This window comes from Herbaspirillum sp. 1130 (assembly GCF_017833835.1).
Lineage (GTDB): Bacteria > Pseudomonadota > Gammaproteobacteria > Burkholderiales > Burkholderiaceae_D > Herbaspirillum > Herbaspirillum huttiense.
The window spans coordinates 1-25,622 of sequence record NZ_JAFICQ010000008.1 but is presented as its reverse complement, the minus strand read 5'-3'; the positions used below and the strand labels follow the sequence as shown (position 1 = coordinate 25,622).

Genomic DNA, 25,622 nt, shown 5'->3' with positions numbered 1-25,622 from the left:
AATGGCGCGCGGCGTCGGCCTTGATCAGCCGAGGAAGAGCTTGTACAGCGGGTTCTTGGTTTCGTCCCAGTGGCGATAGCCCAGCTGGGCCAGGAAGGCGCGGAATTCCTTCATTTCCTTCTTTGGTACCTGCAGGCCGATCAGGATGCGGCCGACATCGCCGCCCTGGTTGCGGTAGTGGAACAGGCTGATGTTCCAGCCCGGATTCATGCTGGAAAGGAACTTCATCAGCGCGCCCGGACGCTCCGGGAATTCAAAGCGATACAGCAGTTCATCGCCTGCCAGGTCACTCTTGCCGCCCACCAGGTGACGGATGTGGACCTTGGCCAGTTCATCATGGGTCAGGTCCAGCACGCCAAAGCCTGCCTTCTCGAAATTGCGCGCGATCTTGCCCGCTTCATCCGCCGCCGACACCTGGATACCGACGAACACATGTGCCGCCTTGGCATCGCTGATGCGGTAGTTGAATTCGGTGACGTTGCGCGGGCCCACGGTTTCGCAGAAGCGGCGGAAGCTGCCGCGTTCTTCGGGAATGGTGACGGCGAAGACCGCTTCACGCGCCTCGCCGTTGTCCGCCATTTCGGCCACGAAGCGCAGGCGGTCGAAGTTCATGTTGGCGCCGCAGGCAATGGTGATCAGGGATTCGCCCTTGATCGGCTTCTTGCTGGCCTTGGCACGCTCCACGTACGCCTTGGCACCGGCCACGGCCAGTGCGCCGGCGGGTTCGACGATGCTGCGCGTGTCCTGGAAGATGTCCTTGATGGCGGTGCAGACGGCATCGGTGTCGACGATGATGATTTCATCGACCAGTTCCTTGGCGATGCGGAAGGTTTCTTCACCTACCAGCTTGACCGCCGTGCCGTCCGAGAACAGGCCCACGTCCGGCAGCGCCACGCGGCGGCCGGCTTTCAGGCTGCGCGCCATGGCGTCGGAGTCGGTGGTCTGTACGCCGATGATCTTGATGTCCGGCCGCACTGCCTTGACGTAGGAGGCCACGCCCGCGATCAGGCCGCCGCCGCCGATGGCCACGAAGATGGCGTGGATCGGTTCCGGGTGCTGGCGCAGGATTTCCATCCCCACCGTGCCCTGGCCGGCGATCACGTAGGGATCGTCGAAGGGGTGGACGAAGGTCAGCTTCTGCTTCTTTTCCAGCGTCAAGGCGTGTTCGTAGGCATCGGTGAAGGAGTCGCCGAAGAGCACCACTTCACCGCCGCGCGCCTTGACGGCATCGATCTTCACCTGCGGGGTGGTGGTGGGCATGACGATCACGGCGCGGCAGCCCAGGCGGGCTGCGGAGAGCGCCACGCCCTGGGCGTGGTTGCCGGCCGAGGCGCAGATGACGCCGCGCTTCAGTTGCGCCGGCGTCAGGTGGGCCATCTTGTTGTAGGCGCCGCGCAGCTTGAAGCTGAACACGCTCTGCATGTCTTCACGCTTGAAGTAAATTCGATTATCAATCCTTTGCGACAGCGTATTCGCCAGTTCCAGCGGGGTTTCTTGGGCGACGTCGTAGACGCGGGCGGTCAGGATCTTTTTCAGATAATCGTTACTCATGTTGGTCATCAATGAAGTGAAGTCAGGCGAGCAGCAGCGGGTTCAGGCGCGGTCATATCGCATTCAGGGTAAAAGGAATCAAGGCTGGGTAAGCCGCTGGGGATTTCCTCCTGGGCCGGGCCGGCAGGTCACCGGTCCGGGCCAGGGGAACTGGACATTATAAGGGAGCCGCGCAAGGCCACGGCAAGCTTGGCGTGTCTGATGCCGGAGATGAATCTTTCTTCACTTCTTGAATTCAGGCCCGGCGGCACCAGCTAGAATGCACGCTGCGCCACCCGACCGGCTTGACGGGTGGCAAGTTTTCCTCCTGGCTGCGGCCAGCCGATTTCATCTACCTGCCTCCTGCATGATCGAATCCGCCGTCCTCTGGCTGCTCAATATCCTCGCCATTCCTACCGTCGGCCTGACCTCGGTGTTCCTGATCAGCTTCATTTCGGCCACCCTGCTGCCGCTGGGTTCTGAACCGGCGGTGTTTGCCGTCATCAAGGCCAGTCCGGAGATGTTCTGGCCGGTGATCCTGGTGGCCACCTTCGGCAACACCCTGGGCGGTATCGTCGACTATTGGATGGGCTATGGGGCCAAGCAGGCCTTCGCCAAGGAGCGTTCCTCGCGCTGGTTCCACTGGCTGGAGCGCTTCGGTGCCAAGACCATGCTGCTGGCCTGGCTGCCCGGCATCGGCGACCCCATCTGCACCCTGGCCGGCTGGCTGCGGCTGCCGTTCTGGCCTTCGGTGTTCTATATGGCCATCGGCAAGTTCATCCGCTACGTGCTCATGACCTGGCTGCTGCTGAACGTGCCGGATGGCTTCTGGCACAAGCTGGGCAACTGGCTGGCGTAAATTGTTGGAAAGATGAAGGAAAACGGCGCCGCAAGGGCGCCGTCGGCATTTCTGGGGGAAAGCTGGAATTATCCTGCCAGGGTCGGCACCAGGTTTTCCAGCAGGCGGATGGCCAGGAAAGTGGCCGTCACGCCCAGCACGGCGAAGTGGCGGGTCTTGAGCTTCATGGCCAGGCCGGTGTCTTCGTTGAGGATGGCGGTGTGCATGGTGATCTCCTTGTGGCGTCGTCGCGGCCGGGTCAGGCCTTGCATTGGGCATAGTCGGCCAGGGTAATGGCCAGGTTTTCCAGGAATTCGGTCATCAGGGTTTGCAACATGGGGCCTCCTTGGCGCGATGGGTCAGGGCATGTCCCTGAGGGCTGAGTCGTTGAGATGAATTATAGATTTTGACAATCGTTTTATTGAAATTGATTGTCAATATGAATCCAATTGGTTGAGGCTATTGCCGCGCCCCTGGCGGCAAACGTCGCCGATCCGCCGCACAAGGTCTCCCAAAGCTCATGCAAGCGCGCCCAAAACCCGGGTCGGGCCATCGCGAGTTTTGCCAATAGGCTAAAATGCACCTCCGGCAGCAGATTTACCTCATACATCGATGAACGCCCCCGCACAGATCCAGGCTTTGCTTACAGACGCGCCGCACGGCGCCGCGACCCCGCGCTTGCGCGAAATCCCTTACAACTACACTTCCTTCTCCGATCGCGAGATCGTGATCCGGTTGTTGGGCGAAGCTTCCTGGTCCCTGCTCGACGAGCTGCGCGGCAAGCGCCAGACCGGCCGTTCGGCGCGCATGCTGTATGAAGTATTGGGCGATATCTGGGTGGTCCGCCGCAATCCCTACCTGCAGGACGACCTGCTGGACAACCCCAAGCGCCGCGCCGCCCTGATCGAGGCGCTGAACCATCGCCTGAGCGAGGTCGACAAGCGCCGCCTGGCCACCGACCTGGCCGAATCCGGCGACGCCGAGGCCCAGCGCCGCAGTGCCAGCGTGGAAGCCTTGCTGAAGGCCGCCCGCAAGGCCATCGGTGATTTCGCTGAAGAATTCCGCCAGACCTATGACCTGCGCAAGCGCGCCACCAAGGTACTGGGCCGCTATACCGCCAAGGACAACATCAAGTTCGACGGCCTCTCGCGCGTCTCCCATGTGACCGACGCCACTGACTGGCGCGTGGAGTACCCCTTCGTGGTGCTGACCCCGGACAGCGAAGACGAGATGGCCGGCCTGGTCAAGGCCTGTATCGAACTCGGCCTGACCATCATCCCGCGCGGCGGCGGCACCGGCTACACCGGCGGCGCCATTCCGCTCACGCCCATGTCGGCCGTCATCAACACCGAAAAGCTGGAACAGCTGGGCGCAGTCGAGATGGAAATCCTGCCCGGCCTGGACAAGCCCTACGCCACCATCTACTCGGGGGCCGGCGTGGTCACCAAGCGCGTCTCGGATGCGGCTGAGAAGGCCGGCTTCGTCTTCGCGGTGGACCCGACCTCGGCCGAAGCCTCCTGCATCGGCGGCAACGTCGCCATGAACGCCGGCGGCAAGAAGGCCGTGCTGTGGGGCACCGCGCTGGACAACCTGGCCAGCTGGCGCATGGTCGATCCGCAGGGGGACTGGCTGGAAGTGACCCGCCTGGACCACAACCTGGGCAAGATCCACGACGTGGAAGTGGCACGCTTCAAGCTGGAGTGGTCGCATCCCGGCGAAAAGGGCCAGAAGACCGAAGTCTTCAAGACCGAGATCCTGGAAATCTCCGGCAAGAAATTCCGCAAGGAAGGCCTGGGCAAGGACGTCACCGACAAATTCCTCTCGGGCCTGCCCGGCGTGCAGAAGGAAGGTTGCGACGGCCTGATCACCTCGGCCCGCTGGATCCTGCACAAGATGCCCAAGCAGACCCGCACGGTCTGCCTGGAATTCTTCGGCCAGGCGCGCGATGCGATTCCCTCGATCGTCGAAATCAAGGATTACCTCGACGCCGAAACCAAAAAGGGCGGCGCCATCCTGGCCGGCCTGGAACACCTGGACGAGCGCTACCTGCGCGCGGTCGGCTATGCCACCAAGTCCAAGCGCGGCGTGCTGCCCAAGATGGTGTTGATCGGCGACATCGTCGGCGATGACGAGAATGCCGTGGCCGCTGCCGCGTCGGAAGTCATCCGCATGGCCAACAACCGCGTGGGTGAAGGCTTCGTGGCCGTGAGCCCGGAAGCGCGCAAGAAATTCTGGCTGGACCGTTCGCGCACGGCGGCCATCGCCAAGCACACCAACGCCTTCAAGATCAACGAAGACGTGGTGATCCCGCTGAACCGCATGGGCGAATACACCGACGGCATCGAGCGCATCAACATCGAGCTGTCGATCAAGAACAAACTGCAACTGCTGGCCGAACTGGACAGCTTCTTCGTCAAGGGCAACCTGCCGCTGGGCAAGAGCGACGACGCCGAGGGTGACGACATCCCCGCCGCCGAAATGCTGGAAGACCGCGTCCACCAGGCCGAGAGCCTGCTGGAACAGACCCACGCACGCTGGTCCTACCTGCTGGCCAACCTGGACAAGCCGCTGGATGAAGCCAAGGGAGAACTGGCCGCACTGGGCCTGGAAAAGATGCTGCCGGTGTTTGAGCAGCGCCTGATCGACCAGCCCGAAGCCGCCGTCTTCCACGTGGTGCAGGACCGCACCGTGCGCATCTCCTGGAAGCAGGAAGTGCGGGCGCAACTGCGCCAGATCTTCTCGGGCGCGGCCTTCAAGCTGATCCTGGAAGAATGCCAGGCCATCCACAAGCGCGTGCTGCGCGGCCGCGTCTTCGTGGCCCTGCACATGCACGCGGGTGATGGCAACGTGCACACCAACATCCCGGTCAATTCCGACCACTACGAAATGCTGCAGGATGCCCACGTCGCCGTGGCCCGCATCATGAAGCTGGCCCGTTCGCTCAATGGCGTGATCTCGGGCGAACACGGCATCGGCATCACCAAGCTGGAATTCCTGACCGAAGACGAGATCGGCGAATTCCGCGAATACAAGAAGCGCGTGGACCCGGAAGGCCGCTTCAACAAGGGCAAGCTCCTGAACCTGCCCGGCATGGAAGCGGACCTGTCCAACGCTTACACGCCGTCGTTCGGTTTGATGGGCCACGAGTCGCTGATCATGCAGCAGAGCGACATCGGTGCCATTGCCAGCAGCGTCAAGGACTGCCTGCGCTGCGGCAAGTGCAAGCCGGTCTGCTCGACCCACGTGCCGCGCGCCAACCTGCTGTACTCGCCGCGCAACAAGATCCTGGCGACCTCGCTGCTGGTGGAAGCCTTCCTCTATGAAGAGCAGACCCGCCGTGGCGTCTCCATCAAGCATTGGGAAGAGTTCGAGGACGTGGCCGACCACTGCACGGTGTGCCACAAGTGCGTCACGCCTTGCCCGGTCGATATCGACTTCGGCGATGTTTCGATGAACATGCGCAACCTGCTGCGCAAGATGGGCAAGAAGTCCTTCAATGCCGGCACCAATGCGGCCATGTTCTTCCTCAATGCCACCGACCCGGCCACCATCAACGCCACCCGCAAGGTGATGACGCAGTGGGGCTTCAAGGCGCAGCGCCTGGGCAACGACCTGATGAAGAAGTTTGCCAAGAAGCAGACCCAGAAACCTCCCGCCACCGTCGGCAAGCCGCCGGTCAAGGAGCAGGTGATTCACTTCATCAACAAGAAGATGCCGGGCAACCTGCCCAAGAAGACCGCGCGCGCGCTGCTGGATATCGAGGACGACAAGATCGTCCCCATCATCCGCAACCCCAAGACCACCACGGCCGATACGGAAGCGGTGTTCTATTTCCCGGGCTGCGGATCGGAGCGCCTGTTCTCGCAGGTCGGCCTGGCCACGCAAGCGATGCTGTGGAACGTGGGCGTGCAGACCGTGCTGCCGCCGGGCTACCTGTGCTGCGGTTATCCGCAACGTGGTACCGGCGACTTCGAAAAGGGCGAGAAGATCATCACCGACAACCGCGTGCTGTTCCATCGCATGGCCAATACGCTGAACTACCTCGACATCAAGACCGTCGTGGTGTCCTGCGGTACCTGCTACGACCAGCTGCAGGGCTATGAATTCGAGAAGATCTTCCCCGGCTGCCGCATCATCGACATCCACGAATACCTGCTGGAAAAGGGCGTCAAGCTGGAAGGCGTGACCGGTACCCGCTACATGTACCACGACCCCTGCCACAGCCCGATGAAGCAGCAGGATCCATTGAAGACCGTCAACTCGCTCATCACCACGGTGGACGCGCAGAAGATCGAGAAGAACGATCGCTGCTGCGGCGAGTCGGGCACCTTTGGTGTATCGCGTCCGGATGTCTCGACCCAGGTCCGCTTCCGCAAGGAAGAGGAAATGAAGAAGGGCAGCGACAAGGTCCGCGCCGATGGCTTCACCGGCGACGTCAAGATTCTGACCTCCTGCCCGTCCTGCTTCCAGGGCCTGTCGCGCTACAACGAGGATGCCGGCACCACCGCCGACTACATCGTGGTGGAAATGGCGCGTCACCTGCTGGGCGAAAACTGGATGCCGGAATACGTCGAGCGCGCCAACAATGGCGGCATCGAACGTATCCTGGTGTAAGCCATGAGTGCCTCCGTGGTTCCCGCTTGCGAGCTGTGCGCCGGCGATGGTGGCGAGGTGCTGTGGCAGCATCACGCGTTTCGCGTGGTGCTGGTCGATGAGGCCGACTATCCGGGCTTCTGCCGGGTCATCTGCCATGCGCACGTGAAGGAAATGACCGACCTTGCCCCGGCGCAGCGCACCCTGCTGGCCAATGCGGTGTGGGCGGTCGAGGCCGCCCAGCGCGAGGTGATGCAGCCCGAGAAGGTCAACCTGGCCACGCTGGGCAACATGACCCCGCACGTGCACTGGCATGTGATCCCGCGCTTTACCGATGATCGCCATTTCCCCAGCCCGGTCTGGGCCGAGCCGCGCCGTGCGGCCGATGAGGGCTCGCTGGCCGCCCGCCGTGCACTGCTGCCGCAGTTGCGCGAAGCCGTGCGCCGGCATCTCGATGCGGCAGGCCTGACGGCCTGATGCTGGCAGCAGCCCGGCGTGCGGTGACGCCGCCGGGCGCGATGTTTCTTCTCACCAATTTCAACAAGGGAGAGCCCATGAGCGCCCCGTCTTCTCCGGTTCCGGTGTCCTTCAAGGTACGCAAGCTCTCGCGCGTGGTCGAAGTCGAGTTCGATGACGGCGTGATGTTTTCCCTGCCCTTTGAACTGATGCGCGTCCTTTCCCCCTCGGCCGAAGTACGCGGCCACGGACCGGGCCAGGAAGTGCTGCAGACCGGCAAGCGCGACGTCGAGATCCACGGCATCGAACCGGTCGGCAACTATGGCGTCAAACCGCTGTTCTCGGACGGCCACGCCAGCGGCATCTTCACCTGGGATTACCTCTACCAGCTCGGCCGTGACCAGGCGGCCCTGTGGGAAGCCTATCTGCAGAAACTGGAAGCGGCCGGCTTCACCCGTGAAAGCGGGCGCGATCACCAGCCCGAGGCGGCAGGCGGCCATGGCTGCGGCCATTCGCACTGAGGCGCGCCTCCTGCTGATCCAGGGCAAGCTCTGCGCTGGCCCGTCTCTTATAATGTCGTCTTCATCGTTACAGGCCCAGCCATGACCAACACCACCCACTTCGGTTACGAAACCGTCAAAGAAGAAGAAAAGGTCCGCAAGGTCGCGGAAGTGTTCCACTCCGTCGCTGCCAAGTACGACGTGATGAACGACTTCATGTCGGCGGGCCTGCATCGCATCTGGAAAGCCTTCACCATCGCCCAGGCCGGCGTGCGTCCGGGCTTCAAGGTGCTCGACATCGCCGGTGGTACCGGTGACCTCTCCAAGGTCTTCGCCAAGCAGGCAGGTCCGAGCGGCGAAGTCTGGCTTACTGACATCAACGAATCCATGCTGCGTGTGGGCCGCGACCGTCTGCTCAACAAGGGCATCGTCACCCCGACCATGCTGTGCGATGCCGAGAAACTGCCCTTCCCGGACAATTATTTCGACCGCGTCTCGGTGGCCTTCGGCCTGCGCAACATGACCCACAAGGATGCCGCCCTGGCCGAAATGCGCCGCGTGCTCAAGCCCGGTGGCAAGCTGCTGGTGCTGGAATTCTCCAAGGTCTGGGAACCGCTGAAGAAGCCCTATGACGTCTATTCCTTCTCGGTCCTGCCGTGGCTGGGCAAGAAGGTCGCCAACGATGCCGACAGCTATCGCTACCTGGCCGAATCGATCCGCATGCACCCCGACCAGGAAACCCTGAAGCAGATGATGGAACAGGCCGGCCTGGATCGCGTACAGTATTTCAACCTGACCGCCGGTGTGGCTGCGCTGCATACGGGCATTAAGATGTGATTAATGCTGGGCGCGCCAGCATTAAGGCTGGCTTAATTCTGCCCGGCGACAATGATGGCTCCGATGTGGCGGCTTGCTTTTCCCTCGGCCCGCTCGCCACTTCGGCATCATCCACAAGAGGCAAGCCCATGAAAAAAATATTCCTCGCACTGCTGCTGGCGATCACTTCGCTCTCCCTCATCATGTCGCCCGCCGAGGCCAAGCGCCTGGGTGGCGGTGGTTCCTTCGGCAAGCAATCCTCCAATTACTCGCGCCAGGCGGCCCCCTCTGCGCCGTCTTCGCCGTCCTATAGCCAGCCTTCCCGTCCTGCCGCACCGGCCGCCGCGCCGCAAAGCGCTCCCATGCCCAAGCCCGCCAGTCCCTGGCGCAATGTGCTGGGCGGTGCACTGCTGGGCTTCGGCCTCGGTGCGCTGATGTCGCACTTCGGGATCGGTGGCGCGCTCGGCGGCATGCTGGGTTCGCTGCTGACCATTGCGCTGCTGTGCGCGGCGGTGATCTTCCTGATCCGCCTGTTTGCCCGTGGCCGTGAAGCGCAGAACAACAACCCGGCCTATGCCACACCGATGCCGGGCGTGAGCCCCATCGGCAGCGCTGCCGGTGCCACCCCGGAAATCGGTTCCGGGCTGCGCGACATCAATCCGCCGCCGGCGGTCCCGCACGCGTCGCCTGCCGCCCTGCAAGGCAATGGCTACGGCGGCACGGCCCAGCCGGCGCAGATCCAGCAATGGGGCATCCCCGATGGCTTTGATACGGCCGGATTCGTGCGCAATGCCAAGACCTATTTCATCCGCCTGCAGGCGGCGTGGGATCGCGCCGACGTCAACGACATCCGTGAATTCACCACGCCCGAGATGTTCGCCGAACTGCGCATGCAGCTGAGCGAACGTGGCGCAGCGCCCAATGCCACCGATGTCGTGCAGCTCGACGCGCAACTGCTGGGCATCGAGACCATGGCCTTCGATTACCTGGCCACGGTGCGCTTCCAGGGTCTCATCAAGGAAGCGCCGGATGCCTCGGCCGAACCCTTCGCCGAGATCTGGAATCTCTCCAAGCCGCTCAACGGCAGCGGCGGCTGGGTGCTGGCGGGTATCCAGCAGGTCTGATGCAGGCACAAGGCGCGCTGGATCAAGCCAGCCGCAGTGCCTGAACCTTGCCAGTGCGCCAAGCTGGTACACTTGAAACCGCCCGGCTTTTGCGGGCGGTTTTGTTTTGGCGGAGGGAATTCTTTCTGCTCCGGCGTACTCAACCCGTAGTCCTCCGATCCACCCCGATTCTGGAATCCATGTCCGTGCTGCCCGATCCGTCCACTCTTGTCTCCGGCCTCGATCCGATGAAACCTGCCGCTGCGGTGATCAACCACCTGCTGGCCCAGGAACCGTGGGCGCGCGACACCCTCATGGCCCATGCCGGCAAGGTCGCCTGCATCGATACCGGCGTCATGCAATTGCGCCTGAAGGTGACCGGCGATGGCTACCTGCAGGAGGTGCCGGCCGATGCGCTGGCCAACGTCACCATCCGCCTGAAGCTGTCCGACCTGCCGCTGATCGCCGCCAACCGCGAGCGCGCCGTCTCTTACGTCAAGCTGGAAGGCGATGCCGATTTCGCCAATGTGATTTCGCAGCTGAGCCAGAAGCTGCGCTGGGATGCCGAGGATGACCTCTCCCGCGTGGTCGGCGATGTCGCTGCGACCCGCATCGTCTCCGGCGCGCGGGGCCTGTTCGACGCCGCACGCACCACGCAGCGCAAGCTGACCGAAAACCTTGCCGAGTATTTCCTGGAAGAACAACCGATGCTGATCCGCCCCCGCCAGTTGCAGGATTTTTCTGCCGACGTCGTGCGCCTGCGCGATGATCTGGAACGCCTGTCCAAACGCATCGAGAAACTGGAGCGTCGTTAAATGCTGCTGCGTTCCATGCGTCTGCTCAAGATCATCCGTGTCGCCATTCTCTACGGCCTGGATGAAATCATCGCCTCCGAATTTGCGCCGCCGCGCATCGCCCGCATCATCAACCGCATTTTCTTCTGGCGCGACCTGACTGCGCCGCGCGGTGAGCGCCTGCGTCGCGCGCTGGAGGATCTCGGTCCCATCTTCATCAAGTTCGGCCAGGTGCTCTCGACCCGGCGCGACCTGATGCCGCCCGATATCGCCAATGAACTGACGCTGCTGCAGGACCGCGTGCCGCCCTTCGAATCGGAACTGGCGGTCAAGCAGATCGAAAAGTCCTTGGGCGCGCATCCGGACCAGCTCTTCGCCAGCTTCGAACGCACCCCGGTGGCCTCGGCCTCGATTGCGCAGGTCCACTTCGCCACCCTGAAGGATGGCAAGGAAGTGGCCGTCAAGGTGCTGCGTCCCGGCATGCGCGACATCATCGATCACGACATCGGCCTGATGCATGTGGCTGCCGACTGGCTGGAACGCCTGTGGGCCGATGGACGTCGCTTGAAGGCCAAGGAAGTCGTGGGCGAGTTCGACAAGTACCTGCACGACGAGCTGGACCTCATGCGCGAAGCGGCCAATGCCAGCCAGCTGCGCCGCAACTTCGCCGAGTCCACGCTGCTGATGGTGCCGGAGATGTATTGGGATTATTGTTCATCCTCGGTGATCGTGATGGAGCGGATGTATGGCATCCCGATCTCGCAGACCGAGCGCCTGCGCGCCGAAGGGGTCGATCTCTCCAAGCTCTCGCGCGATGGTGTGGAGATTTTCTTCACCCAGGTGTTTCGCGATGGCTTCTTCCACGCCGACATGCACCCCGGCAACATCCTGGTGTCGGTAGCCCCGGAAACCTTCGGCCGCTACATCGCGCTGGATTTCGGCATCGTCGGCACGCTCAATGATTACGACAAGGATTACCTGTCGCAGAATTTCCTGGCCTTCTTCCGCCGCGATTACAAGCGCGTGGCCGAGGCCCACATCGAATCCGGATGGGCGCCCAAGGAAACCCGCGTCGATGAACTCGAAGCGGCCGTGCGTGCCTGCTGCGAACCGATCTTCGACCGTCCGTTGAAGGACATCTCCTTCGGCCAGGTGCTGCTGCGCCTGTTCCAGACCTCGCGCCGTTTCAACGTGGAAGTGCAGCCGCAACTGGTGTTGCTGCAGAAGACGCTGCTCAACGTCGAAGGCCTGGGCCGCCAGCTCGATCCGGACCTGGACCTGTGGAAGACCGCCAAGCCCTATCTCGAACGCTGGATGAGCGAGCAGATCGGCTGGCGCGGTTTCGTCGAACAGCTGAAGGTGGAAGTGCCGCGTTACAGCCGCCTGCTGCCGGAGCTGCCGCGCCTGGCGCACCAGGCGCTGACGCGCTACACCGACGGCGAGAGCCAGCCGCAGAACACCGAACTGATCCGCAAGCTGCTGGCCGAGCAGCGGCGCACCAACATGCTGCTGGGTGTGATCGTCTATTTCGGCGGGGGGCTCATCGGCGGCATCATCGTGATCCAGGTGCTGATGCATTTCCTGAAGTTCTATTGATGTAAATGATTTAAATCATTTAGATGATTTGGATGATTTGGATGATTTAGATAGTTTGGTTAATTTGGTAACTATCTAAAACTGTCTTCAGCAAGCGCCGGCCTATGCCGGCGTTTCGCATGGTTCAACCCAAAACAACAGAGGCCAAGAACACCGTGGGAACCAACGACAACAGCCTGTCCGATGCACGCGTACGCATGTTGCCTTACATCGTGGCGGCGACTTTCTTCATGGAGTATCTCGACACCACCATCATCGCCACGGCCTTGCCGCAGATGGCGCAGTCCTTCGGTGTAGGTCCCAACGAACTGAGCCTGGGCATGACGGCCTACATGCTGACGCTGGCCGTCTTCATCCCCATCAGCGGCTGGGTAGCCGACCGCTTCGGTTCGCGCACCGTGTTCGGTATCGCCATTGCGATCTTCACGCTGGCTTCCGTTTTGTGTGGCTATTCGCAGAACGTGTGGGAGTTCACCGCAGCGCGTGTATTGCAAGGCTTGGGTGGCGCAATGATGGTACCGGTCGGGCGCATGATCGTGGTACGCAGTACCGGCAAGGACAGGCTGATGAAAGCCATTGCCACCATCACCTGGCCGGCCATCGTGGCACCGGTGGTGGGACCATCGATCGGTGGCTTCATCACCACCTATGCTTCCTGGCATTGGATCTTCCTGATGAACGTGCCGTTCGGGTTTGCGGCTTTCATTGCCGTCATGCGCGTGGTGCGCAATGAACATGGCCACAGCAAGCGGCCGCTGGACGTGATCGGTTTCCTGCTCTCGGGCGCGGCGCTGACCTCGCTGCTGTATGGCACCGAGATCGCTAGCCATATGGAGTCCAACATCAAGGTGGCGCTTGGCTTCGTGGCCCTCGGCGTGGCGCTCGGGTACTGCGCGTGGCGGCACATGCAGCGCATCGAACATCCGCTGCTGGATTTTTCCAATCTGCGCATTCCGACCTATTCGGTGACGGTGCTGACGGGTTCACTCACGCGGATTGGCGTGGATGCAGTGCCTTACCTGATGCCGCTGATGTTCCAGATCGGTTTCGGCCTGACGGCGTTCCAGTCGGGTTTGCTGCTGCTGGCCACCGCTCTCGGCAATCTCGGCATGAAGGCATTCACCACGCGCATCCTGCAGCGTTTCGGTTTCCGTAGCGTGGCGGTCAACAATGCGGCCATCGCCGGTTGCCTCATCATCGCCTGCGGTCTGCTCACGCCGGGCACGCCGCTGCCGGTGATCCTGGGGGTGATCTTCTGCTACGGGCTGTCGCGGTCGATGCAGTTCTCGACCCTGGCCACGCTGGCGTATGCGGATATCAGCGATGCCCGCAAATCCTCGGCCAGCACGCTCTGGAGCGTCGCGCAGCAGATGACCATCGGCATGGGCATCGCCTTCGGTGCGCTGGCCTTGCGTATCGCGGCGGCGATCCGCGGCGAGGAGATCGATGCCACCGGCGCGCATTTCACGCTGGGCGATTTTCAGTGGGCCTTTGCGATGGCTGGTGTGGTGACGTTGATTTCAGTGATCGGTTATCGCGGCCTGGCGCGGGACGCTGGCAGCAATATTGGCGGCGGGATGCGCGCCGCGCAAGGCAAGCGCTGAACTTCTCGGACGTGTATTCAGCGGTGCGCCGAAAAGCGCTCCGCCAGCCGCTCGCGGCGGAAGTGCTCGACCACGAAATCGACGAATACCCGGGTCTTGGCCGGCAGCAGCCGCGCCGCGGTGAAGTAGAGCGAGAGCATGCCGGTATCCACGTACCAGTCCGGCAGCACCCGCACCAGCGTGCCGCGATCCAGATAGAGCAGGGCATGCGGCATCGACACCAGCGTGATGCCCAGCCCCGCTTCGGCCACCTCGCAAGCCGCATTGGCATCGCTCATGGTCATGCGTTGCTGCAGCGTGACCGGTGCCTGCTGGCCGTCGTGGTCGCGTAGCGAGAAGGGCCGTACGCGCCCGGTCTGGGGCGAGCGGATCAGGATGCCCGCATGCTCGGCCAGGTCGGCCGGCGAGCGCAAGGCGGGATGCGTCTCCAGATAGGCGGGCGAAGCCAGCAGCACCCGATGCGCCGGGGCCAGCTCGCGCGCCACCACGCCGGGCGACAGCTCGGTGCCGCCGGCGATGGCGGCATCAAAGCCCTCGGTGATGAGATCCACCGAGCGGTTCTCGAAATGCCAGTCCGGCTGGATGCCCGGATAGCGCCCCAGGAATTCTCCCAACAAGGGCACGATGTATTGCCGCCCGAATCCCGTTCCCATGCTGACCTTGAGCGTGCCGGCTGGCTGCCCGCCAGCGCTGGCGAGATTGGCCACGGCGCTGCGGATGGCTTGCAGGCCGCCACCCACTTCCTGCAGGAAGCGTTCGCCCGCTTCGGTCAGCGAGAGCTTGCGGGTGCTGCGGTGAAACAGGCGCACGCCCAGTGAAGTCTCCAGCCGTGCCACGTTCTTGCCCACGGCCGCCGACGTCAGGCCGAGCTGGCGTGCCGCCGCCGAAAAGCTGCCGGCGTGGGCCGCAGCGACGAAGCATTCGATGCTGGTCATGGTTTCCATCGCTCGATTCTAAACCATTGGTTTAAAAAGAAGATAGGGATTGCCAGCTAGTCGCCACATAATCAAACGCCGATACTTGCTTCAACCCGGACGCACACAGCAGCACGCCGCTGCAGGCCGACGGGACCAACCCATCACTTTCAAGGAGCAAGATCATGAACAAGCAAATCCAGAACGCCGCCGCATCCCCATCCGCATCCACCCTGGCCTCCAAGGTGGCCTTCGTGCAAGGCGGTTCGCGCGGTATCGGCGCGGCCATCGTGCAGCGCCTGGCCGCCGAGGGCGCCACCGTCGCCTTCACCTATGTCACTTCGCCGGACAAGGCGCAAGCCCTGGTCTCCCGCGTGGAAGCCGCCGGTGGCCGCGCGCTGGCGATCCAGGCCGACAGCGCCGATGCAGCCGCCCTGCAGCAAGCCATCCGCCTGGCCGCGGAGACCTTCGGCCGGCTCGATATCCTGGTGAACAATGCGGGCGTGCTGGCCATGGGCCCCATCGATGAGTTCAAGCTGGAAGACCTGGACCGCACCCTGGCCGTGAACGTGCGCAGTGTGGTGGTGGCGACCCAGGCCGCCGTGCGCTACATGGGCGAAGGCGGCCGCATCATCAGCATCGGCAGCACCAATGCCGACCGCATACCCTTTGCCGGCGGTGCCGTGTATGCCATGAGCAAGTCGGCGCTGGTCGGCCTGACCAAGGGGCTGGCCCGCGACCTTGGTTCGCGCGGCATCACCGTCAACAACGTCCAGCCCGGTCCGGTCGATACCGACATGAACCCGGCCAACAGCGACTTCGCCACTTCCCTGACCGGCCTGATGGCACTGCCGCGCTATGGCAAGGCTGAGGAAATCGCCAGCTTCGTGGCCTATCTGGCAGGTCCGGAAGCGGGCTACATCACCGGTGCCAACCTGATGATCGATGGCGGTTTCTCGGCTTGATCGCTGCTCAGGTCACCGTCACTCTCAGGACGAAAAAAAACCTCGCACCGGTCTGCACCGGGCGAGGTTTTTTCGTGAGAGGGGGAATCAGGCGAACAGGCGAGCCAATTCTACGCCCGGCTCCGGGGCACGCATGAAGGCTTCACCGACCAGGAAGGCATGCACGTCGGCATCGCGCATGCGCTTGACATCGTCCGGGGTGGCGATCGCCGATTCGGTGACCACCAGCTTTTCCGGGGGGATGCGCGGCAGCAGGTTCAGCGTGGTGTCGAGCGTGGTCTCGAAGGTGCGCAGGTTGCGGTTGTTGATGCCCAACAGGCGGGTCTTCAGCTTGAGGGCCGCGTCCAGTTCAGCCTGATCGTGGACTTCCACCAGCACGCTCATGCCCAGCTCATGGGCGCAGGCTTCTATGTCGGCCATGAGACCGTGGTCCAGCGCAGCCACGATCAGCAGGATGGCGTCCGCGCCCCAGGAGCGCGCTTGATAGATCTGGTAATGATCCATCATGAAATCCTTGCGCAGCACCGGCAGGGCACACGCGGCGCGCGCCTGCTTGAGGTAGTCCGGCGAGCCCTGGAAGAATTGTTCATCGGTCAGTACCGACAGGCAGGCCGCGCCATGTTCGGCATAGCTCACCGCGATCTCGGCCGGCTTGAAGTCGGGACGGATCACGCCCTTGGAAGGCGAGGCTTTCTTGACTTCGGCAATCACGCCGGCCTGGCCGTTGGCGATCTTGCTGCGCAGGCTCTCTTCGAAATTGCGCAGTTCCGAGCGCAATTCGCTATCGGTTTCCACATCGCGGCGCAGGCTGGCGAGGTCGCGCTGCTGCTTGGCGATGCGGACTTCCTCGGCCTTGACGTCGAGGATCTTGTTGAGGATGTCGGACATGGGGCTCCTGTCAGGGGTCTGAGTTGAGGGGCGGAGATCAGTGCTTGCCGCCGAGCTGGCGGGTCACCTGGACGAACTGGTCCAGCTTGGCACGCGCCGCACCGGAAGCAATGGTGGCACGCGCCGTCTGCAGGCCCTCGGCGATCGAGGGCGCAACGCCGGCCGCGTAGAGCGCGGTGGCGGCATTGATGACTACGATGTCGTGCACCGGACCGGGTTCCCCACGCAGGGCTTCGAAGATTTTCTCCTTGGACTCGGTGGCATTGCCGACCTGCAAGTTGCGGCTGGCAAACATGGACAGGCCGAAATCTTCCGGATGGATCTCGTATTCGCGGATCTCGCCGTTGACCAGCTCGCCCACCATGGTGGCACCGCCCAGCGTGACTTCATCCAGGTTGTCTCGGCCCCAGACCACGATGGCGTGCTGCGCGCCCAGGCGTTGCAGTACGCGCACCTGGATGCCGACCAGGTCTGCATGGAACACACCCATGAGGATGTTGGGAGCCCCGGCCGGATTGGTGAGCGGACCGAGGATGTTGAAGATGGTGCGCACGCCCAGCTCCTTGCGCACCGGCGCCGCATGCTTCATGGCGGCGTGGTGGTTGGGGGCGAACATGAAGCCGATGCCGGTCTGGGCGATCGATTGCGCCACTTGTTCGGGTTGCAGGTTGATGTCTGCGCCCAGGGCTTCAAGCACATCGGCGCTGCCCGAGGAGGAGGAGACACTGCGTCCGCCATGCTTGGCCACGCGCGCACCGGCGGCCGCCGCCACGAACATGGAGGCGGTGGAAATGTTGAAGGTGTGCGCACCGTCGCCGCCGGTGCCGACGATGTCGAGCAGGCGCGAGGTGTCGGCCATCGGCACCTTGGTGGCGAATTCGCGCATGACCTGGGCGGCGGCGGCGATCTCGCCGATGCTTTCCTTTTTCACGCGCAGGCCCATGGTGAGGGCCGCGATCATCACCGGCGACATCTCGCCGCTCATGATCTGGCGGAACAGCGTCAGCATTTCATCGTGGAAGATTTCGCGATGCTCGATACAGCGCAGCAGCGCTTCTTGGGGAGTGATGGGCATGTCTTGTCTCGATTTGTCTAATGGTCTCAGCCGTGGGCGCTGCCGGTCAGGAAGTTCTTGAGCAGGGCGTGGCCGTGCTCGGAGAGGATGGACTCGGGGTGGAACTGCACGCCTTGCAGGTCGAACTCCTTGTGACGCACGCCCATGATTTCGCCATCATCGGTCCAGGCGGTCACTTCCAGGCAATCCGGCAGGGTGGCGCGTTCGATGGCCAGCGAGTGATAGCGGATCACGGTATAGGGAGTGGGCAGGTCCTTGAAGACGCCAACGCCGGTGTGCGCAATCTTGGACGTCTTGCCATGCATGACCTGCTTGGCGCGGATGATGTTGCCGCCGAAGGCTTCACCGATGGCCTGGTGGCCGAGGCAGACACCGAGGATGGGCAGCTTGCCGGAAAATTCCTTGAGCAGGTCCACGCAGATGCCGGCTTCCTTGGGGCTGCAGGGGCCGGGGGAGAGGCAGATGCGTTCCGGGTTCAGTTTTCTGATGTCATCCAGCGTGATCTCGTCATTGCGGATGGTCAGCACCTCTTCGCCTAGCTCGCCGAAGTATTGCACCAGGTTGTAGGTGAAGGAGTCGTAGTTGTCGATCATCAGCAGCATTTAGATTTCTCCGTCCAGGCCATCTTGTACTTGTTCAGCAGCGCGCAATACGGCACGCGCCTTGTTTTCGGTTTCTTCCCATTCCATTTCCGGCACCGAGTCTGCCACGATGCCGGCGGCCGCCTGCACGTACAGCGTGCCGTCCTTGATGACGCCGGTACGGATCGCAATGGCCACGTCCATCTCGCCGCCGAAGGAGAGATAGCCGCAGGCGCCGCCGTAGATGCCGCGCTTGGTCGGTTCCAGTTCGTCGATGATTTCCATGGCGCGCACCTTGGGGGCGCCCGAGAGGGTGCCGGCGGGGAAGGTGGCCTTGAGCACATCCAGGTTCGACATGCCGGGTTTGAGGATGCCCTCGACGTTGGAGACGATGTGTTGCACGTGGGAATATTTTTCGATCACCATCTGGTCGGTGACCTTGACGCTGCCGGTGGTGGCGATGCGGCCGATGTCGTTGCGGGCCAGGTCGATCAGCATCACGTGTTCAGCGATTTCCTTGGGATCGGCCAGCAGTTCGCGCGCCAGCTGTTCATCGCGCTCGATGGTGGAGCCGCGTGGGCGGGTGCCGGCCAGCGGGCGGATGGTGATCTTCTTCTGGCCTTCGCCGATGGATTCGTTGCGCACCAGGATTTCCGGCGAGGCACCGACGATCTGCATGTCGCCGAAGTTGTAGAAGTACATGTAAGGGGAGGGGTTCAGCGAACGCAGCGCGCGGTACAGCATCAGCGGCGAATCCACATAGGATTTCCTGAGCCGCTGGCCGATCTGCACCTGCATCAGGTCGCCGGCCATCACGTATTCCTTGGCGCGGGCCACGGCCTTGAGGTATTCGTCCTTGGGGAATTCGCGAATGGTCTCGGTACGCACCGAACCGGTGGTCACCGGTGCATCGGCCGGGCGGCGCAGCATGGCGCGCAGGTCGCGCAGGCGCTGGCGGCCACGGGAGAAGGCTTCCGGCTGGGTGGGGTCGGCGTAGACGATCAGGTAGAGCTTGCCGGAGAGGTTGTCGATGACGGCCAGTTCTTCGGTCAGCAGCAGCTGGATGTCGGGCAGGCCCAGCGTATCCTGCGGGGCGCTGTTTTCCAGGCGCTTTTCGATGTAGCGCACGGCGTCGTAGCCGAAGTAGCCGGCCAGGCCGCCGCAGAAGCGCGGCATGCCGGGACGGATGGCGACCTTGAAGCGGGATTGATACTCGGCGATGAATTCCAGCGCATTGCCTTGGGCGGTCTCGATGACCTCGTCATTTTTCAGTACCTCGATCTGCTGGCCGCTGCAGCGAATCTTGGTGGAGGCGGGCAGGCCGATGAAGGAATAGCGCCCGAAGCGCTCACCACCGACCACCGACTCCAGCAGGAAGGTGTTCTTGCCGGTGTTGTGGCTCTGGGCCAGCTTGAGATAGAGCGTCAGCGGCGTTTCCAGGTCGGCGAAGGCTTCGGCGATCAGGGGGATGCGGTTGTAGCCTTCGGCGGCCAGCGATTTGAATTCGAGTTCGGTCATGTGTCACTCCAGACCGCCATTGTAGGGTACGCGGGCCTGGCCGCAGACCGGCGCGCAGACGCCATGAAGCCATGGACGCGATGCACGCGGATGCAGCAGACAGGTGCGGACTCTCGTCAGCGGTGTCGTTATGAGAATTACGGGAAATGCGGAGGATGCGGTACCACAACAAACGACCTGGCACGCAGGTGCGGCCAGGTCCAGGCGTCAATTACTGCGCCTGGAATTGCCAGCGTCGCCACAGCCAGGCCTCAGGGGCGGCTGTCGGTTGAGCGGTTCGTTTGTTGTTACGAAACATTGATGTGGGTCGCGATTGGATCTTCGGTCTGTCGACCGGTGAGCTGACGGGTTGTCAGTCCACCGAGATTTGCTGCGCTGCTTCTACAAGCGTCGAAACTATACCATCCGAATCGACGTCGTGTATAGATTCACCGTGATTGTATCCATACGGAACATTCAGGACACGGCAACCGGCCGCGCGGGCGGCCTGGGCATCGTTGCTGGAGTCGCCGATGGCCACGACCTGCGCGGGTTGCAGGGCGAAATCCTCACAGACTTGCAGCAAGGGCATGGGATCGGGCTTCTTCTTCGGGAAGGAATCGCCGCCATAGACGATCTCGAAGAAATCGCGCAGCCCCTTCTTCTGCAGCAGCGGTACGGCGAAGGCCAGCGGCTTGTTGGTCACGCAGGCCAGGCGCAGGCCCTTGGCGCGCAGGGCTTGCAGGCCCTCGACCACGCCCGGGTAGAGCGAGGAATAGTCGCCATTGATGGCCAGGTAGTGCTCCGTGTAGCTGTCCAGCGCCTGCTGGAAGTATTGCGCTGCCTCGTCCTCGGCATAGTCCACGGCGAGCACACGCCGGATCAGGTTCTCGGTCCCCTTGCCGACGAAGTTGACGATGGTTTCCTGGGACAGGGGCGTGAGTCCCAATTCTTCACGCATGCGGTTGACCGCGACGTGGAAGTCAGCGGCCGTATCCAGCATGGTGCCGTCGAGGTCGATGATGGCGGCCTTGATGTTGGTCAGATTCTTCATATGCCCGGTAAACCTCGTTGTTTGTTCGTCTGGCGAAGGGGAGGTGCGATCAGACCTGGGCCAGTTCGGCGCGCATGGCGTCGATGACGGCCTTGTAGTCCGGCTTGCCGAAGATGGCCGAACCGGCCACGAAGGTGTCGGCACCGGCGCGGGCGGCCGCGGCGATGTTCTCGACCTTGATGCCGCCATCGACTTCCAGCAGGATGTCGCGGCCGGATTCATCGATGCGGCGGCGCACTTCGGCGATCTTTTTCAGGGCTTCCGGAATGAAGGACTGGCCGCCGAAACCGGGGTTTACCGACATGATCAGGACCATGTCCAGTTTGTCCATCACGTGATCCAGGTAATGCAGCGGCGTGCCGGGGTTGAATACCAGGCCGGCCTTGCAGCCGTTGTCGCGGATCAGTTGCAGGGAGCGGTCGATGTGTTCGGAGGCTTCCGGGTGGAAGGTGATGAGATTGGCACCGGCCTTGGCGAAATCGGGGATGATGCGGTCCACCGGCTTGACCATCAGGTGCACGTCGATCGGCACTTGCACGTGCGGGCGGATGGCTTCGCACACCAGCGGGCCGATGGTCAGGTTGGGGACATAATGGTTGTCCATCACGTCGAAGTGAATGAAATCGGCACCGGCGGCGACGACATTGCGCACTTCTTCGCCCAGGCGGGCGAAATCGGCGGACAGGATGCTGGGGGCGATACGGAAGGTCGGCATGGCTGTAAACAAAGGATGGCTGAATCGACATTGGCCGTCGGGCGCAGGCGCGAAGACGGCAAAACCGCTATTCTACCTTGCTGCAGCGGTCGCCGGCCCGGCCGATGAGCTGGCTGGCTTGGCCCGGAACGGGCAGAGCAGGCGGAACGCATCGGCTTGCGCAGCCGGCTGAATTCGTGTGCAATCCGGGGTAGCCGCGCGGGCAAGCCCGATTGCAGATCGCCGGCGCGGCGGCAGTCCCCTTCACAACACAGGAAATTCCATGGCAGCGTATGAGTTCACGGTGACGGTCAAGACCCAGTACCTGGAGGAACAATCCGATCCATCGCGTTCGCATTACGTGTTCGCCTATGCGATCACCATCGTCAATACCGGCACGGTCCCTGCCCAGTTGATCTCGCGCCACTGGGTCATCACCGACGCCAACAACCACGCGCAGGAAGTGCGCGGCCTGGGCGTGGTCGGGCATCAGCCCTTCCTGCAGCCCGGCGAGCAGTTCGAGTACACCAGCGGTACGTCGCTCGGGACCCCCCAGGGCAGCATGCATGGTGAATATTTCTGCGTGGCCGAGGATGGCGAGCAATTTGACGTGCGCATCCCCGAGTTCGTGCTTTCACTGCCGCGCACCTTGCACTGAATTTTTCTTCCTGAGGCGGGACGACGGATTTTTCAGCGCGGGTCGCTGTCTGTCGTCTCTCGCGCTGGCTGCTGTTTCTTTTCCTGCGCTTCTTTCTGCCTGGCGCTGACGGGCCGGCCATTGTGTTCCTTGCGGCCCGAGAACATGGTCCACCAGACGATGAAGACCAGCACGAAGAAGGCGGCACTGGCCTCCAGGATCAACCACAACATGAATTTGTCTCCAATGTCATTGAATCGTTTTGCCAAGCTGTCGGCGCTGCGGCGTCTTAGTGTACCTGCGATGGCGGTCTCGGTCGCTGTCCTGCTGGCGGCCTGCCAGACCACGCCGCTCACCACGCCGGCTCCGAGCCAGCCGTCGCCCAAGCCAGTGGCCCAGCCGGGCCCGGCCATGCGTGCTACCACCTTCGCCCAGCTCCCGGGCTGGAACAATGACGACCTGCGCGAGGCCTGGCCAGCGCTGCAGTCTTCCTGCTCGGTCATGATTCGCAAGCCCGAGTGGCGCGCCGCCTGTGGCGCGGCGCAGCAGGTCAATGCCAATGACCTGGGCTTCCTGCGCCAGTATTTCGAGACTTATTTCACACCGTATCAGCTGTTCAATCCTGATGGCACCGACACCGGGCTGGTGACCGGCTACTACGAGCCCCTGCTGCGCGGTTCGCGCCGCCGCGCCGGGCCGTATCAGACACCGCTGTACCAGGCGCCGGACGACCTGCTGACCATCGACATGGCCAGCGTCTATCCCGAACTGAAGAACCTGCGCCTGCGCGGCAAGGTGGTCGGACGCAAGGTGGTGCCGTATCCGACGCGCGCCGAGTTGATGCAGGGCAATAGCTTGTCCGGCAAGGAAATCGTCTGGGTGGATGATCCGGTGGAGGCCTTCTTCCTGCAGGTGCAGGGCTCGGGCCGCGTGTATCTGCCGGAGTCGCGCGAGACCATTCGCCTGGCCTATGCGGACCAGAATGGCCGTCCCTACAAGTCGATCGGACGCTATCTGGTGGACAAGGGGGAGATGGAGCTCTCCCAGGCATCCGCCCAGAACATCAAGGCCTGGGTGCAGGCCAATCCGGCGCGCAAGGAAGAGTTGCTCAATGCCAATCCCAGCTATGTCTTCTTCAAGGAAGAAAAGCTGCCGGATCCTTCCAAGGGACCCAAGGGGGCGCAAGGCATCCCGCTGACCCCGCAGCGTTCCATCGCCATCGACCCGCAGCATGTGCCGCTGGGGGCGCCGGTGTTCCTGGCGACCACGCTGCCCAATAGTGACCGTCCGCTGCAACGGCTGGTGGTGGCGCAGGATACGGGCGGTGCCATTCGTGGCGTGGTGCGGGCGGACTATTTCTGGGGCTTTGGCGACGAGGCCGAGGATCGCGCGGGGGCCATGAAGCAGCGCGGCATGATGTGGGTGCTGCTGCCCAAGGGGATGACGCCGCCGGGAGGCAACTGAATTTCCCTGCTTTCCTTGCGGCAATGAAAAAGCCTGATCCTGTCGAGGGGTCAGGCTTTTTTGCCGATTGAGGAGCTTATGTACAAGGATCAGCGCAGTACCAGCACCGGGATGGTCGAATGCGTCAGCACCTTCTGCGTCTTGCTGCCCAGGAAGATGCGCGAGAGGCCGCTGCGCCCGTGGGAGGCCATGAAGATGGCGTCGCAGCCGTGCAGTGTCGCAGCCTTGATGATTTCTTCATCGGGATTGAAGGACATCACGATCTCCGTCTGGCAGGGTACGCCGGCGGCGGCCGCAGCATCTGCGATCTTCTTGATGTGCTGATTGGCCAGGGTTTTGACGTTTTCTTCATAAAGGGCGGGATCGATCGCCATCGAGCTCTCGGCCAGCGGCGAGAAGGGGTAGGGTTCGGCCACCGAGATGCCGACGATGCTTGCGCCGCTGTTTTTGGCGTAGTCGATGGCCGTCGCGATGGCCTTGTCCGAGCGTTCGGAGCCGTCCGTGGGGACCAGGATATTCTTGAACATGTTCGCCTCCTCATATAGGGATAGGGAATGCGCCGCTGCGCACAGGGAATGACTCCAATATAGTCCCGTGGTGCCTTGCCCGCATGAAATTCTTGGCAGTCATTGCGCCAGGTCGGACTGGCGCATTATTTTTGGCTTATTCTTGCGGTTCGCCGTGCCGGTTGCTGCCACGCCCGGGCGGATTGCCGATTCATTCATAAGAAGGAGACCCACTATGAGCTATGAAAACATCCTGGTCGAGACCCATGACAAGGTCGGCCTGATCCGCCTGAACCGTCCCAAGGCGCTCAATGCCTTGAGCGACGCTCTGATGAGCGAGCTGGGAACGGCATTGTTGGCCTTCGATGCTCAGGAAGAGATCGGCTGCATCATCGTGACCGGCAGTGAGAAGGCCTTCGCGGCGGGGGCTGATATCAGCGTGATGGCCGGGTTTGATTATATGGATGTCTTCAATGGGGAATTCATCACCCGCAACTGGGAGACCCTGCGCCGCATCCGCAAGCCGGTGATTGCCGCAGTGGCGGGCTATGCGCTGGGCGGTGGCTGTGAGCTGGCGATGATGTGCGACTTCATCATCGCGGCCGACAATGCGAAGTTCGGGCAACCGGAGATCAAGCTGGGCATCATCCCGGGCGCTGGCGGTACGCAGCGCCTGCCGCGTGCGGTCTCCAAGTCCAAGGCCATGGACCTGGCGCTGACGGCACGCATGATGGATGCACAGGAGGCTGAGCGCGCCGGGCTGGTGTCGCGCATCGTGCCGGCCGACAAGCTCATGGAAGAAGCCATGGCGGTTGCGGTGACCATTACCGAGATGCCGCGCCAGGTGGCGATGATGGTGAAGGATTCGGTCAATCGTGCCTACGAGACCACCTTGTCCGAGGGGATGAAGTATGAGCGCGCGCTCTTTTATAGCTGCTTCGCTACCGAGGACCAGAAGGAGGGCATGAAGGCCTTCCTGGAAAAGCGGCCGGCGGTGTTCAAGAACGCCTGATCATTTTTCTTTCCATGGAGAAGAAAGGGGCGCCCGTCAGGGCGGCCCTTTTTTCTGAATGATTTACTATTTATTCATATCCTGCGGAAACCGCTTCCAGTCAGGGGTTTGTGGGAATTTGGCGTCGATGGCGAAGCACCGCACTTGTATTATTTTCGAGATTTTTTCGAAAGTGCTTGCGCGGCATGTAGTGCGTTGCTATAGTTCGCCCCCTGCTGACGCGGCACACGAAGTGAAGTTGAAAAACAGAGCGACGGATGTCGGCGAAGCAAGGAGTAGTGAAGCAGGTTGTAAGGCGTTTTAATTGGAAGTAGTCAAAGCGGAAGTTAAGCGAGACGAAAAGATTTAAAACGAATCGCAAAAAAGTAGTTGACGCGATAAACAAACTGCTACATAATCTCGTTTCTCTGCTGCTGACGAACAAAACGATTCGCAGCGATGCAAACAGCGCCAAGCGCGTTTGCGACAGACAGATCTTTAAAAATTAACAGCCGATAAGCGTGGG

At 62.4% G+C, this 25,622-nt stretch carries 24 protein-coding genes; 13 read left to right on the top strand and 11 right to left on the bottom strand.

The features are described 5' to 3' along the window. Nucleotides 1-24: 24 nt before the first annotated feature. Nucleotides 25-1,560, bottom strand: coding sequence for a threonine ammonia-lyase, biosynthetic (gene ilvA / locus JOD78_RS26970; protein WP_280921026.1), 1,536 nt, complete (start codon nt 1,558-1,560; stop codon nt 25-27). A 337-nt stretch (nt 1,561-1,897) separates the two neighbouring features. Between ilvA and JOD78_RS26965 the strand changes: the two genes are divergently transcribed. Next, complete coding sequence (locus JOD78_RS26965) at nt 1,898-2,389, top strand: YqaA family protein (protein WP_088756130.1); 492 nt, start codon at nt 1,898-1,900, stop codon at nt 2,387-2,389. A 68-nt stretch (nt 2,390-2,457) separates the two neighbouring features. On the opposite strand, the gene JOD78_RS26960 is transcribed toward JOD78_RS26965, so the two are convergent. Next, complete coding sequence (locus JOD78_RS26960) at nt 2,458-2,595, bottom strand: hypothetical protein (RefSeq protein ID WP_167386309.1); 138 nt, start codon at nt 2,593-2,595, stop codon at nt 2,458-2,460. Nucleotides 2,596-2,980: 385 nt separating this feature from the next. Here JOD78_RS26960 and JOD78_RS26955 point away from each other — a divergent pair, with 385 nt between their 5' ends. The 8 genes from JOD78_RS26955 (at nt 2,981) to JOD78_RS26920 (ending at nt 13,830) form a co-directional block, all read left to right on the top strand. Continuing rightward, nucleotides 2,981-6,982 (top strand): FAD/FMN-binding oxidoreductase, encoded by a 4,002-nt coding sequence (locus tag JOD78_RS26955; RefSeq protein WP_121045836.1) that lies wholly within the window; start codon nt 2,981-2,983, stop codon nt 6,980-6,982. A 3-nt stretch (nt 6,983-6,985) separates the two neighbouring features. Continuing rightward, the gene (locus JOD78_RS26950) at nt 6,986-7,438 is read left to right on the top strand and encodes an HIT family protein (protein WP_209569208.1); all 453 of its coding nucleotides are present in this window, start codon (nt 6,986-6,988) and stop codon (nt 7,436-7,438) included. A gap of 77 nt (nt 7,439-7,515) precedes the next feature. Then, nucleotides 7,516-7,938 carry a DUF971 domain-containing protein gene (locus JOD78_RS26945; RefSeq protein WP_121045855.1) on the top strand — a complete coding sequence of 141 codons (423 nt, stop codon included), beginning with the start codon at nt 7,516-7,518 and terminating at the stop codon, nt 7,936-7,938. An 81-nt stretch (nt 7,939-8,019) separates the two neighbouring features. Then, nucleotides 8,020-8,754, top strand: coding sequence for a bifunctional demethylmenaquinone methyltransferase/2-methoxy-6-polyprenyl-1,4-benzoquinol methylase UbiE (gene ubiE / locus JOD78_RS26940; protein WP_039786819.1), 735 nt, complete (start codon nt 8,020-8,022; stop codon nt 8,752-8,754). A gap of 128 nt (nt 8,755-8,882) precedes the next feature. Further along, the gene (locus JOD78_RS26935) at nt 8,883-9,857 is read left to right on the top strand and encodes a Tim44-like domain-containing protein (RefSeq protein ID WP_121045838.1); all 975 of its coding nucleotides are present in this window, start codon (nt 8,883-8,885) and stop codon (nt 9,855-9,857) included. A 179-nt stretch (nt 9,858-10,036) separates the two neighbouring features. Next, complete coding sequence (locus JOD78_RS26930) at nt 10,037-10,651, top strand: SCP2 sterol-binding domain-containing protein (RefSeq protein ID WP_199725157.1); 615 nt, start codon at nt 10,037-10,039, stop codon at nt 10,649-10,651. Then, nucleotides 10,652-12,226, top strand: a complete 1,575-nt coding sequence (ubiB, locus tag JOD78_RS26925) for a ubiquinone biosynthesis regulatory protein kinase UbiB (protein WP_121045839.1) — start codon at nt 10,652-10,654, stop codon at nt 12,224-12,226. 197 nt (nt 12,227-12,423) lie between these two features. After that, a complete protein-coding gene (locus JOD78_RS26920; RefSeq protein ID WP_245202324.1) occupies nt 12,424-13,830 on the top strand; it encodes an MFS transporter in 1,407 nt (468 codons plus the stop codon). A gap of 17 nt (nt 13,831-13,847) precedes the next feature. Here the strand turns inward: JOD78_RS26920 and JOD78_RS26915 are convergent, their stop codons facing one another. Then, nucleotides 13,848-14,774, bottom strand: coding sequence for a LysR family transcriptional regulator (locus JOD78_RS26915; protein WP_121045841.1), 927 nt, complete (start codon nt 14,772-14,774; stop codon nt 13,848-13,850). Between the two features lie 155 nt (nt 14,775-14,929). Between JOD78_RS26915 and JOD78_RS26910 the strand changes: the two genes are divergently transcribed. Continuing rightward, the gene (locus tag JOD78_RS26910) at nt 14,930-15,709 is read left to right on the top strand and encodes a 3-oxoacyl-ACP reductase family protein (RefSeq protein ID WP_121045842.1); all 780 of its coding nucleotides are present in this window, start codon (nt 14,930-14,932) and stop codon (nt 15,707-15,709) included. A gap of 87 nt (nt 15,710-15,796) precedes the next feature. Here the strand turns inward: JOD78_RS26910 and trpC are convergent, their stop codons facing one another. From trpC to rpe, 6 genes are all read right to left on the bottom strand, one after another. Next, complete coding sequence (gene trpC, locus JOD78_RS26905; RefSeq protein ID WP_209569206.1) at nt 15,797-16,597, bottom strand: indole-3-glycerol phosphate synthase TrpC; 801 nt, start codon at nt 16,595-16,597, stop codon at nt 15,797-15,799. Between the two features lie 37 nt (nt 16,598-16,634). Next, nucleotides 16,635-17,672: an anthranilate phosphoribosyltransferase gene (gene trpD, locus JOD78_RS26900; protein WP_034340151.1), complete on the bottom strand. Its 1,038-nt coding sequence runs from the start codon at nt 17,670-17,672 to the stop codon at nt 16,635-16,637. A gap of 26 nt (nt 17,673-17,698) precedes the next feature. Next, nucleotides 17,699-18,274, bottom strand: coding sequence for an aminodeoxychorismate/anthranilate synthase component II (locus JOD78_RS26895; RefSeq protein ID WP_121045844.1), 576 nt, complete (start codon nt 18,272-18,274; stop codon nt 17,699-17,701). Further along, on the bottom strand, nt 18,275-19,771 hold the full coding sequence (gene trpE, locus JOD78_RS26890) for an anthranilate synthase component I (RefSeq protein ID WP_034340156.1): 1,497 nt from the start codon (nt 19,769-19,771) through the stop codon (nt 18,275-18,277). It lies immediately after the preceding gene. A 352-nt stretch (nt 19,772-20,123) separates the two neighbouring features. After that, nucleotides 20,124-20,804, bottom strand: coding sequence for a phosphoglycolate phosphatase (locus JOD78_RS26885; protein ID WP_034340158.1), 681 nt, complete (start codon nt 20,802-20,804; stop codon nt 20,124-20,126). A gap of 49 nt (nt 20,805-20,853) precedes the next feature. Beyond that, nucleotides 20,854-21,519: a ribulose-phosphate 3-epimerase gene (gene rpe / locus JOD78_RS26880; RefSeq protein ID WP_034340160.1), complete on the bottom strand. Its 666-nt coding sequence runs from the start codon at nt 21,517-21,519 to the stop codon at nt 20,854-20,856. A 262-nt stretch (nt 21,520-21,781) separates the two neighbouring features. On the opposite strand from rpe, the gene apaG reads away from it, so the two are divergent. After that, a complete protein-coding gene (gene apaG, locus JOD78_RS26875; RefSeq protein WP_039786847.1) occupies nt 21,782-22,156 on the top strand; it encodes a Co2+/Mg2+ efflux protein ApaG in 375 nt (124 codons plus the stop codon). Between the two features lie 32 nt (nt 22,157-22,188). On the opposite strand, the gene JOD78_RS26870 is transcribed toward apaG, so the two are convergent. Further along, entirely contained in the window at nt 22,189-22,368 is a 180-nt protein-coding gene (locus JOD78_RS26870) for a hypothetical protein (protein ID WP_034340164.1), read from the bottom strand. Between JOD78_RS26870 and JOD78_RS26865 the strand changes: the two genes are divergently transcribed. Next, nucleotides 22,367-23,599 (top strand): murein transglycosylase A, encoded by a 1,233-nt coding sequence (locus tag JOD78_RS26865; protein WP_088756147.1) that lies wholly within the window; start codon nt 22,367-22,369, stop codon nt 23,597-23,599. The two genes, JOD78_RS26870 and JOD78_RS26865, sit on opposite strands and share 2 nt — an antisense overlap. An 89-nt stretch (nt 23,600-23,688) precedes the next feature. Here JOD78_RS26865 and JOD78_RS26860 read toward each other — a convergent pair whose 3' ends face one another. After that, nucleotides 23,689-24,126, bottom strand: coding sequence for a universal stress protein (locus tag JOD78_RS26860; RefSeq protein WP_039786852.1), 438 nt, complete (start codon nt 24,124-24,126; stop codon nt 23,689-23,691). A gap of 214 nt (nt 24,127-24,340) precedes the next feature. On the opposite strand from JOD78_RS26860, the gene JOD78_RS26855 reads away from it, so the two are divergent. Further along, a complete protein-coding gene (locus JOD78_RS26855) occupies nt 24,341-25,117 on the top strand; it encodes an enoyl-CoA hydratase (protein WP_121045845.1) in 777 nt (258 codons plus the stop codon). Nucleotides 25,118-25,622: the final 505 nt, after the last annotated feature.